17 protein-coding genes are annotated in these 16,946 nt (G+C 66.0%); 10 read left to right on the top strand and 7 right to left on the bottom strand.

The genetic code is table 11. The features are described 5' to 3' along the window. Window positions 1–165 precede the first annotated feature (165 nt). The 6 genes from edd to ABGX75_RS08025 all read left to right on the top strand — a co-directional run bounded on the left by edd (window position 166) and on the right by ABGX75_RS08025 (window position 7,508). Window positions 166–2,037 carry a phosphogluconate dehydratase gene (edd, locus tag ABGX75_RS08050; RefSeq protein WP_128690149.1) on the top strand — a complete coding sequence of 624 codons (1,872 nt, stop codon included), beginning with the start codon at window positions 166–168 and terminating at the stop codon, window positions 2,035–2,037. Further along, window positions 2,034–2,993 (top strand): glucokinase, encoded by a 960-nt coding sequence (gene glk, locus ABGX75_RS08045; protein ID WP_347410689.1) that lies wholly within the window; start codon window positions 2,034–2,036, stop codon window positions 2,991–2,993. Before edd ends, glk begins: the two co-directional genes overlap by 4 nt. After that, window positions 2,990–3,901 (top strand): D-hexose-6-phosphate mutarotase, encoded by a 912-nt coding sequence (locus tag ABGX75_RS08040; protein ID WP_347410688.1) that lies wholly within the window; start codon window positions 2,990–2,992, stop codon window positions 3,899–3,901. The genes glk and ABGX75_RS08040 overlap by 4 nt, the downstream gene beginning before the upstream one ends. Continuing rightward, on the top strand, window positions 3,898–4,773 hold the full coding sequence (locus tag ABGX75_RS08035) for an aldo/keto reductase (RefSeq protein WP_347410687.1): 876 nt from the start codon (window positions 3,898–3,900) through the stop codon (window positions 4,771–4,773). The genes ABGX75_RS08040 and ABGX75_RS08035 overlap by 4 nt, the downstream gene beginning before the upstream one ends. Before the next feature lie 120 nt (window positions 4,774–4,893). Continuing rightward, complete coding sequence (gene pgi / locus ABGX75_RS08030; protein WP_128690146.1) at window positions 4,894–6,540, top strand: glucose-6-phosphate isomerase; 1,647 nt, start codon at window positions 4,894–4,896, stop codon at window positions 6,538–6,540. After that, window positions 6,537–7,508 carry a carbohydrate kinase gene (locus tag ABGX75_RS08025; RefSeq protein ID WP_110061454.1) on the top strand — a complete coding sequence of 324 codons (972 nt, stop codon included), beginning with the start codon at window positions 6,537–6,539 and terminating at the stop codon, window positions 7,506–7,508. The genes pgi and ABGX75_RS08025 overlap by 4 nt, the downstream gene beginning before the upstream one ends. A gap of 76 nt (window positions 7,509–7,584) precedes the next feature. Here the strand turns inward: ABGX75_RS08025 and ABGX75_RS08020 are convergent, their stop codons facing one another. Further along, window positions 7,585–8,142: a DJ-1/PfpI family protein gene (locus ABGX75_RS08020; RefSeq protein WP_011506233.1), complete on the bottom strand. Its 558-nt coding sequence runs from the start codon at window positions 8,140–8,142 to the stop codon at window positions 7,585–7,587. Between the two features lie 165 nt (window positions 8,143–8,307). On the opposite strand from ABGX75_RS08020, the gene ABGX75_RS08015 reads away from it, so the two are divergent. The 3 genes from ABGX75_RS08015 to ABGX75_RS08005 all read left to right on the top strand — a co-directional run bounded on the left by ABGX75_RS08015 (window position 8,308) and on the right by ABGX75_RS08005 (window position 11,133). Continuing rightward, window positions 8,308–8,991 carry a hypothetical protein gene (locus ABGX75_RS08015; RefSeq protein ID WP_347410686.1) on the top strand — a complete coding sequence of 228 codons (684 nt, stop codon included), beginning with the start codon at window positions 8,308–8,310 and terminating at the stop codon, window positions 8,989–8,991. Window positions 8,992–9,074: 83 nt separating this feature from the next. Beyond that, window positions 9,075–10,001, top strand: coding sequence for a lysine exporter LysO family protein (locus ABGX75_RS08010; protein ID WP_179152699.1), 927 nt, complete (start codon window positions 9,075–9,077; stop codon window positions 9,999–10,001). Window positions 10,002–10,125: 124 nt separating this feature from the next. Then, complete coding sequence (locus tag ABGX75_RS08005) at window positions 10,126–11,133, top strand: LacI family DNA-binding transcriptional regulator (protein WP_011506230.1); 1,008 nt, start codon at window positions 10,126–10,128, stop codon at window positions 11,131–11,133. 40 nt (window positions 11,134–11,173) lie between these two features. Here ABGX75_RS08005 and ABGX75_RS08000 read toward each other — a convergent pair whose 3' ends face one another. Further along, window positions 11,174–11,713, bottom strand: a complete 540-nt coding sequence (locus ABGX75_RS08000; protein WP_035411189.1) for a gluconokinase — start codon at window positions 11,711–11,713, stop codon at window positions 11,174–11,176. Between the two features lie 158 nt (window positions 11,714–11,871). Between ABGX75_RS08000 and ABGX75_RS07995 the strand changes: the two genes are divergently transcribed. Next, the gene (locus ABGX75_RS07995; RefSeq protein WP_011506228.1) at window positions 11,872–13,218 is read left to right on the top strand and encodes a gluconate:H+ symporter; all 1,347 of its coding nucleotides are present in this window, start codon (window positions 11,872–11,874) and stop codon (window positions 13,216–13,218) included. A gap of 118 nt (window positions 13,219–13,336) precedes the next feature. Here the strand turns inward: ABGX75_RS07995 and ABGX75_RS07990 are convergent, their stop codons facing one another. From ABGX75_RS07990 to rsmA, 5 genes are all read right to left on the bottom strand, one after another. Next, on the bottom strand, window positions 13,337–14,491 hold the full coding sequence (locus ABGX75_RS07990; protein WP_347410685.1) for a polynucleotide adenylyltransferase: 1,155 nt from the start codon (window positions 14,489–14,491) through the stop codon (window positions 13,337–13,339). Next, complete coding sequence (gene glpE / locus ABGX75_RS07985; RefSeq protein ID WP_347410684.1) at window positions 14,478–14,810, bottom strand: thiosulfate sulfurtransferase GlpE; 333 nt, start codon at window positions 14,808–14,810, stop codon at window positions 14,478–14,480. Before glpE ends, ABGX75_RS07990 begins: the two co-directional genes overlap by 14 nt. Window positions 14,811–14,835: 25 nt before the next feature. Beyond that, complete coding sequence (locus ABGX75_RS07980) at window positions 14,836–15,654, bottom strand: symmetrical bis(5'-nucleosyl)-tetraphosphatase (protein WP_011506225.1); 819 nt, start codon at window positions 15,652–15,654, stop codon at window positions 14,836–14,838. Window positions 15,655–15,741: 87 nt separating this feature from the next. Continuing rightward, window positions 15,742–16,125 carry a Co2+/Mg2+ efflux protein ApaG gene (apaG, locus tag ABGX75_RS07975; RefSeq protein WP_011506224.1) on the bottom strand — a complete coding sequence of 128 codons (384 nt, stop codon included), beginning with the start codon at window positions 16,123–16,125 and terminating at the stop codon, window positions 15,742–15,744. Further along, window positions 16,122–16,937: a 16S rRNA (adenine(1518)-N(6)/adenine(1519)-N(6))-dimethyltransferase RsmA gene (rsmA, locus tag ABGX75_RS07970; RefSeq protein WP_035411202.1), complete on the bottom strand. Its 816-nt coding sequence runs from the start codon at window positions 16,935–16,937 to the stop codon at window positions 16,122–16,124. The genes apaG and rsmA overlap by 4 nt, the downstream gene beginning before the upstream one ends. Between the last annotated feature and the right edge of the window lie 9 nt (window positions 16,938–16,946).

Here is a 16,946-nt window from a genome sequence, read left to right as displayed (position 1 = left end):
ATGGCTTCCTCTCTTTGATTGGCGTGAACCCAAGGATACGATAGACATCTTTTGGAAGAATACTACAACTATTCCCTTAATTTGGGCGAAAGACGCACGACCATCAAGGTATTTTTTTGCTAAATTTACCTACATGACCACCCCGACACTCGATGAGGTTCGACCATGTCCTTAAATCAGACCGTCGCCAGCGTCACCCAACGGATCGAGGAGCGTTCGCGCCCGCGCCGTGCGCTCTACGAACAGCACATGCAGGAACAGCAGCGGCGCGGCGTGCACCGGGCCGAGCTCTCGTGCGGCAACCTCGCCCACGGTTTCGCGGCTTGCGGCAGCGGCGACAAGGACCGCCTCAAGCTGATGAACAGCGCCAACCTGGCGATCGTGTCGTCATATAACGACATGCTCTCGGCGCATCAGCCTTTCGAGACCTTTCCCGCCACCATCAAGGAGGCCGCCCGTCAGATGGGCTCCACGGCCCAGTTCGCCGGCGGGGTCCCGGCCATGTGCGATGGCGTGACCCAGGGGCAGCCGGGCATGGAGCTGTCGCTCTTCTCGCGCGACGTGATCGCCATGTCCACCGCCGTGGCCTTGTCGCACAACATGTTCGATGCCGCCCTCTTCCTGGGTATTTGCGACAAGATCGTGCCCGGACTGTTCATCGGCGCGGCGCGTTTCGGCCACCTGCCTGCCGTCTTCGTGCCGGGCGGCCCCATGAAGAGCGGTTTGCCCAACGACGAGAAATCCCGGGTCCGCCAGCTCTATGCCGAAGGCAAGGTCGGTCGCGAGGAGCTGCTGGAGGCAGAGTCCCAGTCCTACCACAGCCCCGGCACCTGCACCTTCTATGGCACCGCCAACTCGAATCAGCTGATGATGGAGATGATGGGGCTGCATCTGCCCGGCGCCTCGTTCGTCAATCCCGGTACGCCTCTGCGCGAAGCGCTGACCCGCTATGCCACCGAGCAGGCCATTCGTCATGCCGAAAGCACCGGCAACTACCGGCCCTTCTACAAGCAGATCGACGCCCGCGCCATCGTCAATGCCATGGTCGGCCTCCTGGTCTCCGGCGGTTCCACCAATCACACCATGCACCTGGTCGCCATGGCCGGTGCCGCCGGCATCACCATCACCTGGGACGATTTCGCCGAACTCTCGAGCGTGGTCCCCAGCCTGACGCGCATCTACCCCAACGGTAAGGCCGACATCAATCACTTCCAGGCCGCGGGCGGCATGAGTTTCCTGTTCCGCGAACTCATCGACGCCGGCTTGATCCATGCCGACATTCCCACCGTGTTCGGCACCGACATGCACGCCTATACCCAGGAACCCTTCCTCGAGGATGGGGAGCTGGTCTGGCGCGAAGGCCCCGGCGCGAGCCTCGACGAGGACGTCCTGCGGCCGGTGGAAAATCCTTTCGCGGCCACTGGCGGCCTGGCCGTGCTCGACGGCAACCTGGGACGCGGTGTGATCAAGATCTCGGCGGTCAAGCCGGAGAATCGCGTGGTCGAAGCGCCGGTACGTCTGTTCGATGACCAGAATCAGCTCAAGGCGGCGTTCGAGGCCGGCGAACTGGACCGCGACGTGGTCGTGGTGGTGCGCTTCCAGGGGCCTCGGGCCAACGGCATGCCCGAGCTTCACAAGCTCACGCCCTACCTGGGTGTGCTGCAGGACCGTGGTTTCAAGGTCGCGCTGGTGACCGACGGACGCATGTCGGGCGCTTCCGGCAAGGTGCCCGCCGCCATTCACGTGACGCCGGAAGCCGTCGACGGCGGCCCGCTGGCCAAGTTGCGCGACGGCGACGTGATTCGTCTCGACCCCGATAACGGGGAGCTTCGCGCCCTGGTCGGCGACGCCGAGTGGCAGGCACGCGACAATGCCACGGCCGACCTCGACCATTACCATCACGGCCTGGGGCGTGAACTGTTCGCCGGATTCCGCGCCCTGGTGGGCGGTGCCGAAGACGGCGCCTCGGTATTCGGCGGTTTCGACGCGCAAGCGCTGGAGCCCACCCAGGCCTCGCGGGTGGAGCAGGACGCATGACCCGACCGGCACTGATCGGCGATATCGGCGGCACCAATGCGCGCTTCGCCCTGGTGACGCCGGGGGCGTTCGACCTTCATGACATCAGAACCCTGCCCTGCGCGCATTATCCTTCGCTGTCCGACGCGATTCGCGCCTACCTCAAGGAGGTGGGCGCCGAGGTACCGACGGAAGCCTGCCTCGCCTTCGCCTGCCCCGTGCACGACGACGAGGTCCGCATGACCAACAATGCCTGGCGCTTCTCCAAACGCCAGGTCGCCGAGGAATTCGGCTTCACCCTGTTCAAGGTCATCAACGACTTTACCGCCCAGGCCCTGGGCGTGCCCCACGTGGCGGACGACGAACTCGTCGCGCTCGGGGGCGGCGAGGCCGCGCCGGGGTGCACGCGCTTGATCTTCGGCCCCGGCACGGGCCTTGGCATGGCGGGGCTCTTCCCCGGTCAGCATCACTGGATTCCGCTGCCTACCGAAGGTGGCCATATCTCCTTCGCCCCCACCGATCAACACGAACGTGACCTGCTGGCCTACTTTCAGGCACGCTACGGGCGCGTCTCGGTGGAGCGCATTCTCTGCGGCCAGGGGCTTCTGGACCTGTACCGCGCGCATGCTCAACTGGCCAAGCAGGTCGCGCGCTACAATACCCCGGCGGAGGTCACCGGCGCGGCCCGGGCTGGCGATCCCCTGGCACGCAACGCCCTCGAGCGATTCCTCAAGATTCTCGGCGACGTCAGTGGCGACGCCGCCCTGATGCTCGGCGCGCGCGGCGGGGTCTATCTGTGCGGTGGCATTCTGCCGCGACTGCTCGACTGGCTGCCGCACAGCCACTTCCGCGATGCTTTCGCCGACAAAGGGCGCATGCACGCGTACACTGCCCACATTCCCGTGTGGGTGGTCACGGCACCCTGGAATGGGCTGCTGGGCGCCTGCGAAGCATTACACAACGAGGAGGTGACATGATCCCCGACTCCCTGCGTCAACTGCTCGACGCGACGAAGGGGCAACGCGAGGCCGAATGGCAAGGCCGTCGCGTGCTGTTGTTCAACACGGCCTGGGGAGAACTCGCGGTCTCCCTGCAGGGCGCCCAGGTACTGCACTATCTGCCGTTCACCCCCGCCACCGGACGGGCGGCAGACGCCCGGCCGGCACCCGGCAAGGAGGATGGCTGGCTGTGGGTCACTCCCACGCCACAGGCGCTGCCCGGCACGATCCGCGGCGGCATCCCGGTATGCTGGCCCTGGTTCGCCGATGAATCCCCCGACGGTCGCGGTCCCATGCACGGCACCGCACGCCAGGCCGAGTGGCGGCTCGACGGCGTCGACGACGAGGACGAAGGGGTCGAGGTACACCTGTCGCCGATCGCCTCCCTCGACGAACAGCTCACGCCCCGAGTGATGATCCATGCCAGCGCCCAGCGCCTACACGTCGAACTGATCACCGAGCATCGCGGCGAAACGCCGGTCAAGCTGACCGCCGCGCTACACACCTACTTCGCCGTCGCTCACGTGCATCAGTGTCGTGTCGAGGGACTGGCCGGCGCCCGCTACCTCGATAAGCGCCGCGACTTTTCCGAGGCGCACCAGCAAGGTGAACTCGGGGTTCGCGGTCCGCTCGATCGCATCTACGAATCCAACCGCCCGGTGATCCTGGACGACGGCGAGCGTCGCCTCAGAATCGCCAAGCAGGGCAGCGACTCCACCGTGGTCTGGCATCCCGACAGCCAGCTGCCCGGCGACACGTCCGCCGAGGCAGGCCTCCACTTCCTGTGCGTCGAAGCGGCCTGTACGCGCGTCGACCCCGTATGGCTGGTGCCCGGCGCCCAGCACCTCCTGGCCACGACCCTGACCCGAGAGGATCTTGCGCAATGAGCGATGAGCTGGCGTTCGACGTTCCCTTCGTACTCGGCATGATGCGCCTTCACGAGCGCCCCGAACTGGCCGATGCCACGCGCATGGCCGACTGGATCGAGGCGCGCCTCGACGAGGGCCTGGTGTGGTTCGATCATGCCGACATCTACGGCAATCGCGAGTGCGAACGCCTCTTCGGCGAGGCCATGGCACGGCGGCCGGCGCTCAAGTCCCGCGTCAAGGTCATCACCAAGGCCGATATCGTGCTTCCCGCCCGCGATCACTCGCGCTTCGGCGTCAAGCACTACGACACCTCGCCCGCCTATCTGGAAGAACGCATCGACGCCTCGCTGTCCCAGCTGGGGGTCGAGCGCCTCGATCACTTCCTGCTCCACCGCCCCGACCCCCTGCTCGATGCCCATGCCACCGCCGCCGCGCTGGATGCCGCCATCGATGCCGGCAAGATCGGCGCAGTGGGCGTGTCCAATTTCCTGCCCGAGCAGTGGCGGCGGCTCCAGGCCGCCATGCGTCATCCGCTCGGCGCCCACCAGTTCGAACTGTCGCTGGCCCGCCCGGAAGTGCTGTTCGATGGCTTCTACGATGCCGTGATCGCCGATGGCCTCGCCCCCATGGCCTGGTCGCCGCTGGGCGGCGGCCTGGTCTTCGAGGATGTGCTGGGCAGTGCGCTGGCGCATTTCGCCGAGACGTTCGACTCCAGCACCGCCGGACTGGCACTGGCCTGGCTGCGCCGCTTGCCGGGACACCCCGCCCCGGTCATCGGCACCCTCAAGGAAAGCCACATCCAGGCGCTGCACCGGGATAGCAGCCTGTCGCTGGACCGTGCGACCTGGTTCGCACTGCTCGAGGAGGCTCGCAGTCATCGTGTGCCGTGAACGGCATGGCACATGCGGCTTTCGTCGAAGGCCCATTGTGACGCCGACACCAAGCTGACACGATTCATCCATCCGACCCGCGTAGGTCATGCCGCTCGATTCATGAAGAAGGATGACGCCATGTTCCAACTCACGCGCAGCGTCACCTGGCGCGCTCTCGAACGCCTCAAGCAGGAGACCTTCGACGACCGCATCAGTGATTACTTCGCCGCCGACCCCAAACGCTTCGAGAAGATGAGCCTCCGCGTCGGTGGCCTGTTTCTGGACTACTCCAAGCATCATGTCTCCGACGCGGTACTCGCCAAGCTGATCGAGCTCGCCGACCATTCGGCCCTGGTGCAGCGTCGCGCCCAGATGTTCTCCGGCGACATCATCAATGTCACCGAGGACCGCCCGGTACTGCACACCGCCCTGCGCCATCTCGGCGACGAGCCCGTCTATGCCGACGGCAAGGACGTCATGCCCGAGATCCAGAGCACCCGCGAGCAGATCAAGCGCTTCTCGGAAGCGGTGCGCAGCGGCGAGTGGAAGGGATACAGCGGCGAGCGGATCAAGGACGTGGTCAACATCGGCATCGGCGGCTCGGACCTGGGACCCAACATGGCCTGTCGCGCCCTGCTCAAGTACCGCCACCCGGAGCTCAATTTCCACTTCGTATCGAACGTCGACGGCACGCACATCCAAAAGGTCCTCCAGCGCCTCGACCCTGCGACGACGCTGTTCATCGTCTCCACCAAGACGTTCTCCACTCAGGAAACACTGCTCAACGCCAAGACCGCGCGGCGCTGGTTTCTCGACAATGCCGGCGAGGACGCCGATGTCGGCGCCCACTTCATCGCCGCGTCGACCAATCGCAAGGCGGCGATGGAATTCGGCATTCGCGAGGAGAACGTCTTCGAGTTCTGGGCCTGGGTCGGTGGGCGTTACTCGATGTGGTCGTCGATCGGCCTGCCGATCGCGCTCTCCATCGGCTTCGACGGCTTCATGGAGCTCCTCGAAGGCGCCCACGAGATGGACCGCCATTTCATCGAAGCGCCCTTCGCCGAGAACATGCCGGTCCTGATGGCCTTGATCGGCATCTGGTACATCAACTTCATCGGCGCCGAGACGCATGCCATCGTGCCCTACGATCAGGCTCTGCATCAGTTGCCGTCGTTTCTCCAGCAGCTCGACATGGAGTCCAACGGCAAGTCGGTGGACATCTTCGACCAGCCGGTGAATTACAAGACCGGCCCCATTGTGTGGGGACAGACGGGGTCCAATGGGCAGCACGCGTTCTTTCAGTTGCTGCACCAGGGTACCCGCTACGTGCCCATCGATTTCATCGCCTCGCTCAAGCCCGAACCCGGCTTCGAGGATCATCACTTCGCCCTGCTCACCAACATGCTGGCGCAGGCCAATGCCTTCATGGAAGGCAGCCAGGACGGCAGCCAGCTGGACCCCTACAGCTGCCCCGGCAATCGCCCGTCGAGCACCCTGCTTCTCGACGAGCTGACGCCCCGCAACCTGGGCGCGCTGATTGCCCTGTACGAGCACAAGGTATTCGTCCAGGGCGTCATCTGGAACATCAACTCCTTCGATCAATGGGGCGTGCAGCTCGGCAAGCGCATCGCCGGCGAAATCAGCGAACGCATCGACACCAACGTCGGAGACTTCGATGCCTCGACCCAGGGGCTGCTGTCGCTGGTCCGCGAGTACTTTCCCGCCTCGACGCCGGACGCCAAGGCATCGGACAACAACAAGAAATCACGAGGAAAGACGTCATGACCCCGCTCATTGCCTTCGGCGAGGCACTCGTCGACATGCTGTCCAATCGCCTGGATGGCGCGGCCGACGACCTGCCGGAGACCTTCACGCCCTATGCCGGCGGTGCGCCCGCCAATGTCGCCGTGGCCTGTGCCCGCCTGGGGCTGCCGAGCCGCTTTCTGGGCATGGTCGGGGAGGATCGCTTCGGCGACTTCCTGGTCGAGGAGCTCGCGCGCCATGGCGTCATGGTCGAGGACGTGTGCCGCACCCGCGAAGCGCGCACGGCCCTGGCCTTCGTCTCGCGCGATGCCCACGGCGAGCGGCGCTTCGACTTCTACCGGCCGCCGGCGGCGGATCTGCTCTATCGGCTCGAGCACTTGCCCGCGGGTATCTTCGCCGAGCCGACGATTCTGCATCTGTGCAGCAACAGCCTCACCGATGAAGCGATCGCCGAGACCACGCTGAGCATCGCCGAGATCGCGCGACGCGGCGAGGCCCTGGTCAGCGTCGATGCCAATCTGCGCGCCAACCTGTGGCCCGACGCACGTGTCGATATCGGTCGGGTCACCGCCCTGCTCGACCAGGCCCACCTGCTGAAGCTCTCCCGCGAGGAACTGGATCTGCTGCGCGGCGATCACGAGGCAGAGGCCTGGCTGCAATGGCGTCTGGCGGCAGGCGTGCGCCTGATCGTGATCACCGACGGGCCGGCCCCGGTCGCCGTGCACCGACTCGGGCAGGTCCTGCATATCGACCCACCGCAGGTCCGCGCCGTGGACACCACGGCGGGCGGCGATGCCTTCATCGGCGGGCTGCTGGCACAGCTGGCCGCGGCCGACGTCACCGCCTCGACCTTCGGCGACTGGTGCCAGGACGAAGACCGCCTGCGACGCGCCGTCGAACTGGCCTGCCGTTGTGGCGCCTTCGCCGTGACGCGCCCCGGCGCCTACTCGGCGCTCCCCACTCGCGACGATCTCGACGCCATGACCTGATGCCCGGCGGGGCGGCACTGCCGCCCCGCCTGCCGCCCCGCCGGATACGCACCGCAGCGACGCCTGTCCGGCACCCTCACAGCAAGGCGTTGAACTGCTTGAGCCATTCGGGATGCGCGGGCCACGCCGGGGCCGACACCAGGCGTCCGCAGGTCACCGCCTGATCGACTGCGATCTCGGCGAATTCGCCGCCCGCCAGGCGCACCTCGGGCGCACAGGCCGGATAGGCGGACACACGCCGCCCGCTCAGCGATACCGCGGCGGCCAGCAGCTGCGCGCCGTGGCAGATGACGGCAACGGGCTTGTCGGCTTCCATGAAATGGCGCACCAATGCCAGGACACGCTCGTCGAGACGCAGGTATTCAGGGGCACGCCCGCCCGGAATCACCAGGGCGTCGTAGCGAGAGGCCTCGATATCGGCGAAACTGGCATTCAGGCTGAAATGATGACCAGGCTTCTCGGAATAGGTCTGATCGCCCTCGAAGTCATGAATCGCCGTCTTGATACTGTCGCCCTTTTTCTTGTCCGGGCAGACGGCCTCGACGTTGTGCCCCATCGCCTGCAACGCTTGAAACGGCACCATGATTTCGTAGTCTTCGACGAAATCCCCGGCGATCAACAGTATGCTGGCCATGCGTCAGCCTCCTGAAAGGGAAGAGAAAAGTGATACCATGCCGCTGCTTTCAGCGTAGCGTCTGACGCGGCGCATCGCACGCGAAAGCCTGTCACGCCCCGCTCCCCCATTCATTGCCGGCTTCATGCATTGCCACATGTTCAAAGCCCCACGGCGGAGGAACCCATGCCCGGATTGTCGCGCCTGGTGATGCCGGTACTGCTGGTGATCCTGAGCGGCCTGAGCGGCGTTGCCAACGCCCAGGCCACGCCAGCCCCTTTCAGCGCCACCTACCACCTGCGTCTCGACGGCTGGCCGGATGCCGATGTGCAGCATCGCTTGAGCCACCTTGGCGGGAACGACTGGCAGAGCGAAATGCGTGCCAGCGTGCTCACTGCCGAGGGCTACGAACGCGGCAAATTCCGCCTCCAGGACGACGGCGTGCAAGCCTGGCACTATGCCAGCGGCTTCACCCTGTTCGGCCTGGGCGAGCGCTATCACCTGTCCGCGCGCGAGCTGGCCACGTTGCCGGACCGTCAGAGCGCCTTGTTCATCCTTTCCCGAGGGCTGGACACGGCCCCTTGCCAGCGCGCCGCCGCCCCGCCATGCCGGCTGGCGTATGCCGATCATAAAGGCCGCCCCGAGGCGTTCGCCTATCACGTGGGCGCCCCGCAAACGCTCGACGTGCCGGCCGGCGCGTTCAAGGCCCGCTGGGTCGAGGGCTGGAATCCGGAGAAGCCCGACCGGCGCCTGCACCTGGCCTTTTCCGTCCAGCGGCCCGGCCTGCTGATCGCCGTGGAATATTACCGCGACGGCGAACTCGCCAGTCGCATGGCACTGACCGAGCTGGACCGGGATGAAACGCGCTAACCGCCCATAAGCAAAAGCTTTTGCGTCGCCGCGAACGCTCGCATAGAGTGGCGAGCTTTCGTGGATTTCTACCTGGAGCGAGCATGCTGGCCGGATTGCTGTTGATCTTGTTGCCCTTGATCCTGGGCTATCTCATCCCGATTCGTCATCGCGGCGTTCTGGCCCTGATCGAGCGCGGCGTGAACGCCTCGGTCTACATCATCCTGTTCCTGATGGGCGTCAGCCTCGCCGGCCTCGAGGATCTGCTGGGCCAGCTATCGCGCATGAGCGGCCAGGCCGCGACCTTGTTCGCGATCATCACGCCGCTCAACCTCCTCGCACTGGCCTGGCTGTCGCGCCATAGCCGCCTGCGGGCCGGCGAGTCGCCGCGCGTCGCCGACGCACCGACCAGTACCGGCGCGGCGCTGGCCGGCTCGCTGTCGCTGGCAGGCGTGGTGGTGCTGGGCATCCTGTTCGGCGCGGCCGCCCGGCACTGGGAGCTTCGGGTCGTGCATGCCTGGGCGGAGCCTCTCGCGGAATGGGCGCTCTACCTGCTGTTGGCGTTGATCGGTTGCCAGTTGCGCAACTCGGGCATGCCGCTCAAGCAGATTCTGCTCAACCGTCACGGCCTGGCCATCGCGATCTGCGTCGCGCTCAGTTCGCTGCTCGGCGGCTTGCTGGCCGCGCCGTTGCTCGATCTGCGCTGGAACGAGGGCCTGGCCATGGCCGCCGGGTTCGGCTGGTACTCGCTGTCCGGCATCCTGATCGGCGATCAGCTCGGCCCGGTACTGGGCGGCGTAGCGTTCTTCAACGATCTCGCGCGGGAGCTCTTCGCCTTCCTGCTCATTCCCCTGGTCATCCATCGCGCCACGCCGCTGGCCATCGGTTACGGCGGCGCGACCTCCATGGACTTCACCCTGCCCGTCATCCAGCAGCACGGCGGGGTGAGCTGCGTCCCCATCGCCATCGTCAACGGATTCCTGCTGTCGCTGCTCTCGCCGCCCTTGATCCTGCTACTGCTGTCTTTCTGACGCCTTCCCGACGCGCCCGCCTTGCGACCATGGCCCAACAGTCATGTCCAGCACGAGATGCTAATCTCCTTGAACGTTACCGCTAACATCGCGGCATAACAGGACAAGGGGATGGGGAAGAGACATGCCGCGTCGTTCGTCGGGTCGCGTCACGCTTCAGGATATCGCTGAACGCGTCGGCGTCAGTAAAGTCACGGTGTCGCGCGCCCTGCGCGAGCCCCAACGGGTGTCCGAGACCCTCCGGCTGCGCATCGAGGAAGCCATCGAGGTGCTGGACTACATACCCAATCGCCAGGCCGGCGCCTTGTCCAGCGGACGCAGCCTGAGCGTGGCACTGCTGGTGCCGTCGATTTCCAATTCGGTGTTTTCCGACGTGCAGCGCGGGGTCGACGAAGGGCTGCGCGAGGCGGGCTATCAGGTCCTCATCGGCCATACCGGATATTCGATACTCGAGGAGGAACGCCTGATCGACACGTTCCTGGCCTACGGCGTCGACGGCTTCGTATTGTCCAGCACCCGGCATACCGATCATGCCCAGCGCCTGCTGACACGTGCCCGGCTACCGGTGGTCGAAACCATGGAACTCACCGAGACGCCGCTGGACATCAACGTAGGACTCGATCAACGTGCGGCCGGACGCGCCATCGGCGAGGCTCTGATCGCCGCCGGCTATCGACGCATCGGGTTTTGCGGCGCGCGCCTCGACTACCGCGTGCAACTGCGCCTGGCGGGCTGGGAAGATGCCTTGAAGGCGGCCGGCCTCTCGACGCAACGCTGCCAGACGACCCCGCGTCCTTCCTCGTACCGCCTGGGGGGAGAGCTGCTCTCGGCGATGCTCGAGCGCTGGCCGGACATGGATGCCGTGTTTTGCTGCAATGACGATCTGGCGGCAGGGGCCTTGTTCGAGTGCCAGCGTCGACGCCTCGACGTGCCCGGACAACTGGCGCTGGCCGGCTTCAACGGCCTGGACATCACCGACGCCACCTGGCCGACACTGACCACCGTCGTCACACCGCGCCGCGCCATCGGCGAACGCGCCGCCAGCACGCTGATCGCGCGCTTGCGGGGCCAGCCCCGCGAGCCGTGCCGCCACGACATGGGCTTCGAGATCGTCCTGCGCCAGAGCACCTGACGCAGCGAAGACCGTCGGCACGAACGGCGCGGCACCGACCTCAGGACGCGCGCTCGGCGTTGCCGCGTGCCAGGCCTTGCACACTGAGCGCGACCACCTCGTCCAGAGTGGCATCGATATCCACGGTGACCGCTTCGTCGGCGCCGGGCGCCTCGAGCGTCGCCAACTGGCTGTCCAGCATCGCCTCGCCCTTGAAGAAGTGGTCGCGACGCGCCAGCAGGCGTTGCAGCAGCACGTCCCGCGTACCGGCCAGGTGCACGAAGTTGAGCGCGGCATCGCCACGCCGCAAGCGATCGCGGTATTCGCGCTTGAGCGCCGAGCAGCCGATCACCAGCGTCTCATCGTTGTCGCGGCCCTCTCCCACGAGGTCGGCCAGGCGCGACAGCCAGCCCGCGCGATCGTCGTCGTCGAGCGGCTCGCCTTGCGCCATCTTGGCCACGCTGGCGGCGGAGTGATAGTCGTCACCGTCGATGAAGCGCCCGTTGAGCGCCGCCGCCAGGCGCTCGCCGACCGAGGTCTTGCCGCACCCCGACACGCCCATCACGATGATCCGCTGAGTTTTGCCCGTCGACTCCTGCATGGTCGCGTTTCCTCGTTTCTGTATTCGCCTTTCGGAGCATTGTTGCGAACGGAATGTTACCGGTAACATTCATTTTCCTAAATCCGACGCCAAGGCACAACGCGACCATCGCCGCATCCCTCGTTGCCGGTCGCGCCTCCACTAGAGGTTTCGAACACATGGATAACGCCACTACCCTGCTCCTCTCCGCGCTGGGCGGCATCATCTTGCTGCTGTATCTGGTCATGCGCCTGCGCCTGCATGCCTTCGTCGCCTTGTTGACGGTCAGCCTCATCGTGGGCCTCACCACGGGCATGGACCTCGACGCCATCCTGCAATCCGTGCAGGACGGCATGGGCGGCACGCTCGGATTCGTGGCCACCGTGGTGGGCCTGGGCGCCATGTTCGGCAAGATGCTGGAAGTCTCCGGGGGCGTCGACCGCCTGGCCAGCACCCTGCTCGACCGTTTCGGAGAGAATCGCTCGCAATGGGCCATGGGGGTTACCGGTTTCCTGGTCGCCATTCCGGTATTTCTGGATGTCGCCTTCATCATCCTGGTACCGCTGGTCTATGCCCTGACACGGCGTACCGGGCGCTCGCTCCTTTATTATGGTATCCCGTTGCTGGCGGGGCTGGCTGTCACCCATTCGTTCATCCCCCCGACCCCCGGCCCGATCGCCGTGGCGGAACTGATCGGCGCCGACCTGGGCTATGTCATTCTGTTCGGCGCCATGGCGGGTCTGCCGGCCATGGTCATCGCCGGCCCCCTGTTCGGGCGCTATATCGCCAAGCACATCGATGCCCGGATTCCCGAGTACATGGAGCTGCCCAAGAGCGAAATCGACAGCACCGGCCTGCCGAGCTTCAAGCTGATCTTGAGCATCATCCTGCTGCCCCTGGTCCTGATCGTGCTCAATACCGTCTCCGGCGCGGTGCTGGCCGATGACAACCCGCTCGTCGCCACTCTGGCGTTCGTGGGCCATCCCTTCGTGGCGCTCACCCTGGCGACGCTGCTGTCGTTCGTGTTTCTCGGCACGCGCCGCGGCATGAGCCGCGAAAACGTCATGGAAGTCGCCACCAAGGCCCTCGAGCCGGCCGGTATCATCATCCTCGTCACCGGTGCCGGCGGCGTCTTCAAGCAGATGCTGATCGACTCCGGCGTCGGCGATGTGATGGGGCAGTTGATGGCCGACAGTGCCCTGCCGCCGATTCTGCTCGCCTTCTTGATCTCCACCGCTGTGCGCGTGGTGCAAGGCTCCGCTACCGTGGCCATGATCACCGCCGCCGGACTGATGGCGCCGCTGATCTCCACGCTGGGGCTGGAAGGTCCGGTGCTCGGACTGATCGTGATCGCCATCGCATCCGGCGCCACGGTGCTCAGTCACGTCAACGACTCCGGCTTCTGGCTGGTCAACCGATACTTCGGCCTGACCGAGGCACAGACCCTGAAGAGCTGGACAGTGATGGAAACCCTGATCGGTCTGGTGGGGCTTGCCGCCGCATTGATCATCGGGCTGTTCGTGTAATCTCTCGTCATGCATCGCATGAAACGCAGAACGCAGAAGGGGCCTCGATGGCCCCTTCTGCGTTTGCATATCGCGGTGTGTCTCTTTCCGTGGCACGCAGCGCGATCACGGCCAGGGCTTACACGTTACACTGCCCGACCACGTCATCGATACGGGCCTGACGCCGCTGTGCCAGCGCGTCGCCCAGTGCCTTGCCGCGATAGCCCTCCTCGAGCAACGCCTGCGGCTGGATCGCACTCGCGGCCTGCCAGGCCTCATCGACGCATGCGGCCAGCGCCGGCGTTTCCATCGCCAGGTAACGCTGCAGCGGCGCGACACGCTCGGACCGCCGCCAGGCATCGATGGCATCGAACCAGGCCATCACGTCGGAGCCCTCCAACCCGCCATCGCCGTGCTGCCGCTGCAGCGCGCGGGTACGTGCCACCTGGCGGGCCAGGTCCCGCCATGCATTGGGCACGCGCAGGCGTTCGCACAAGGCCTCGCGCGCCTCGTCCTCCAGTGCTTCGAGCAGGCGCGCCCAGCGCCACTGCGAAGGCTCGCCGCCGGCGGGCAGTCTCGCCATGGCCGCTTCGCCACGCGCGAGCATGTCGGAGGCATCCAGTTCCGGCATCCACACGGCAAGAGCACCGCACTCGTGCAGCGCCTGGAAGTAGGCCATGGGGTGAGGCTCGCCCAGGGCCTTGACGGTCTCCTGCCACACGCGCTCGGCGACCAGGTGAGCGATTTCGCCGTTGTCGCACAGCCCCCGCATCAGACGCTTGGTATCGTCGGCAATGACGAACCCCAACTCACGGTAGCGTGCCCAGAAACGCGCCGTGCGCAACACACGCAAGGGGTCTTCGACGAAGGCCTCGGAGACATGGCGCAGCACGCGGGCATCGAGGTCCTGCCGGCCATCGAACGGATCGACCAGCCGGCCGTCGCGATCCTCGGCCATGGCGTTGATGGTCAGGTCGCGGCGCGCCAGATCCTCTTCCAGCGTCACCTCGGGGCTGGCATGGACCACGAAACCGGTATAGCCATGACCCTGCTTGCGCTCGGTGCGCGCCAGGGCATATTCCTCATGGGTGACGGGATGCAGGAACACCGGGAAGTCACGCCCGACGGGGACGAACCCCCGCGCCGTGAGCGCCTCCGGCGTGGCGCCGACCACGACCCAGTCCTCGTCGGTGACCGGCCACCCCAGGCGCGCGTCACGCACCGCGCCGCCCACGCGATAGACGTCGAGTCCTTCGAGGGCATCATCGGGCTTCACGGTCTCAGCTCTCGACACGATCGGGATGGCGCGCGGCCCAGTCGGTGAAGCCGCCATCCAGGCTATAGACGTCGCTGAACCCCTGCCCCGCCAGCCAATTGGCCGCCTGCTGACTGGAATGACCGTGATAACAGACCACGACCATCGGGCGCTCGCGGGGGGTACGCTCGAGCAGCCCCGCCACGCTGGTATTGTCGAGGTGCTGACTGCCCAGGATATGTCCCTGGGAAAAACTCAGCGGATCACGGATATCGACCAGCGTCAGCTCGCAGGCCGTGTCGAGCCAATGCACGAGCGTGCTCGGCGCGAGATGGGTAAACGCAGTCTCTTGGGTCATCAAAACGCTCCTCGGATGGCAGGTGTCAGCGTGAGGCGTGGGCCGGTTCGACATGGTACTCGCCGCTGACCAGGTCGAGCGCGGTCAAGGCACCGCCCCACACGCAGCCGGTGTCCAGCGCCAGGGCACGGACCCGCGCGCCGGGCGTCGCCCCCTGCAGCGCCGCCCAATGACCGAACACGATACGGGGATCATCGTCTCGCGCATAGGTGAACCAGGGCGCGAAACCTTCGGGCGCACTGTCCAGTCCTTCCTTGGCGGCAAAGTCGAGCGTGCCGTCGGCGGCGATGAAGCGCATGCGCGTGAAGGTATTGACGATCACCCGCAGGCGGTCGATCCCCTCCAGCTCGTCGGTCCAGCGGGCCGGCGAGTTGCCATACATCGCCGCCAGGAAGTCGCCCACCGCCTCGCCGCGCAACGCTCGCTCGACCTCGGCGGCATGCTCGGCCGCCTGCGTCACCGACCAATGCGGCGGAAGCCCGGCATGGGTCATCACCGCGTCCAGCTCGTCATCGCGCACCAGCAAGGGCTGCCGACGCAACCAGTCGAGCAGCTCGTCGCGGTCGTCGGCCTCGAGGATCGGCGCCAGCGTATCGGAACGCTTCAGCGGGGCGCCGGCCCACGCCGCCGCCAGCAGGTGCAGGTCATGGTTGCCCAGTACCACGCGGGCGCTGTCTCCCAGCGCCTTGACCGCGCGCAAGCACGCCAGCGACCCCGGGCCGCGGTTGACCAGGTCGCCTACCAGCCATAACCGATCACGGCGCGGCTCGAAGGCGATGCGTTCCAGCAAGGCCTCGAACTCCGCGTGGCATCCCTGCAAATCGCCGATGGCATACGTCGACATAGTCTCTCCTGAACGGTCTTGGTGGCTGGAACAAGCCGGGGACTGCCCTTCATGCCTGGTGGCCTGCAGGCCCGCCCCCTCCCCCGATCAATGCACCTGATTGGGGCCGGCGAGACGAAAGGCGGCGATGGGCACCTCGAAGGCGCGCTGTTCGGTGGTGTCCAGGCAGGTGTAGCTGCCTTCCATCACCCCGACCGGCCCATCGAGCACCGCCCGGCTGGTGTAGCGAAACTGCTGGCCGGGGCCGATCAAGGGCTGCTGTCCGATCACCCCCTTGCCACGCACTTCCTGCACCTTGCCGCTGCTCTGGGTGATCTTCCAGTGACGCGCCAGCAGCTGGATCGAATGCGCCGACCGGTTGTGCACGGTGATCGTGTAGCTGAACACGTAACGCTGGTCGCCGGGCGCGGACTCTCCCGCCTGGTATTCGGGTTCGACATGCACCTGGATGTGCTCGACGAGCTCGCTCATGGTGCCGTCTCCGCCACATGGTTGGCGATACGTACCAATTCCTCGACGCTGAGCGTCTGCGGACGACGGCCGGGATCGATGTCCAGCGCCGCCCAGGCCGTGTCGTCGAGGCGTGTCTTGAGGTTGTTGCGCAGCGTCTTGCGCCGCTGACCGAAGGCTTCGCGCACGATATCGCCGAACAGCGCCTCGTCGTGGGCCACGTGCGGCGGTTCGTCATGCGGTATCAGGCGCACGATCGCCGATTCCACCTTGGGACGCGGCGTGAAGGCTTCCGCAGGCACCACGAAAAGATTGTCCACGCGGCAATGATACTGCGTCATCACCGACAAGCGCCCCCAGGCCGCACTGCCCGGCGTCGCGGCCAGACGCTCGACCACTTCCCGCTGCAGCATGAAGTGCATGTCGGCGATGGCACCACGCGCCGTCAGCAGGTGGAAGATCAGGGGCGTGGAAATGTTGTAGGGCAGGTTGCCGATGACCCGCAGAGGCTTGCCGGGCGTCTCGCCCTCCGCAGCCAGCGCCGCGAAATCGAACTGCAGCGCATCCCCTTCGTGGATGACGAAGTCGGGGTAATTGAAGAACTGCACCCGCAGCCCGGGTATCAGGTCGCGATCGAGTTCGATGACTTCCAGTGCACCGACGGCGTCCAGCAACGGCTCGGTCAAGGCGCCCTGACCCGGGCCGATCTCGATCAGCCGCTGGTCGGAACGCGGCGCGATGACGCGAACGATACGATCGATCACGCCGGTGTCGCGCAAGAAATTCTGGCCGAAGCGTTTACGGGCCTGATGGGCCGGAGGGCGATTGGACATGGGCGTTGC

The organism is Chromohalobacter sp. (assembly GCF_039830575.1).
In the GTDB taxonomy this organism is placed as follows: Bacteria; Pseudomonadota; Gammaproteobacteria; order Pseudomonadales; family Halomonadaceae; genus Chromohalobacter; species Chromohalobacter israelensis.
The sequence above is the reverse complement of the archived record's forward strand: the minus strand, read 5'-3'. Positions and strand labels throughout refer to the sequence as shown.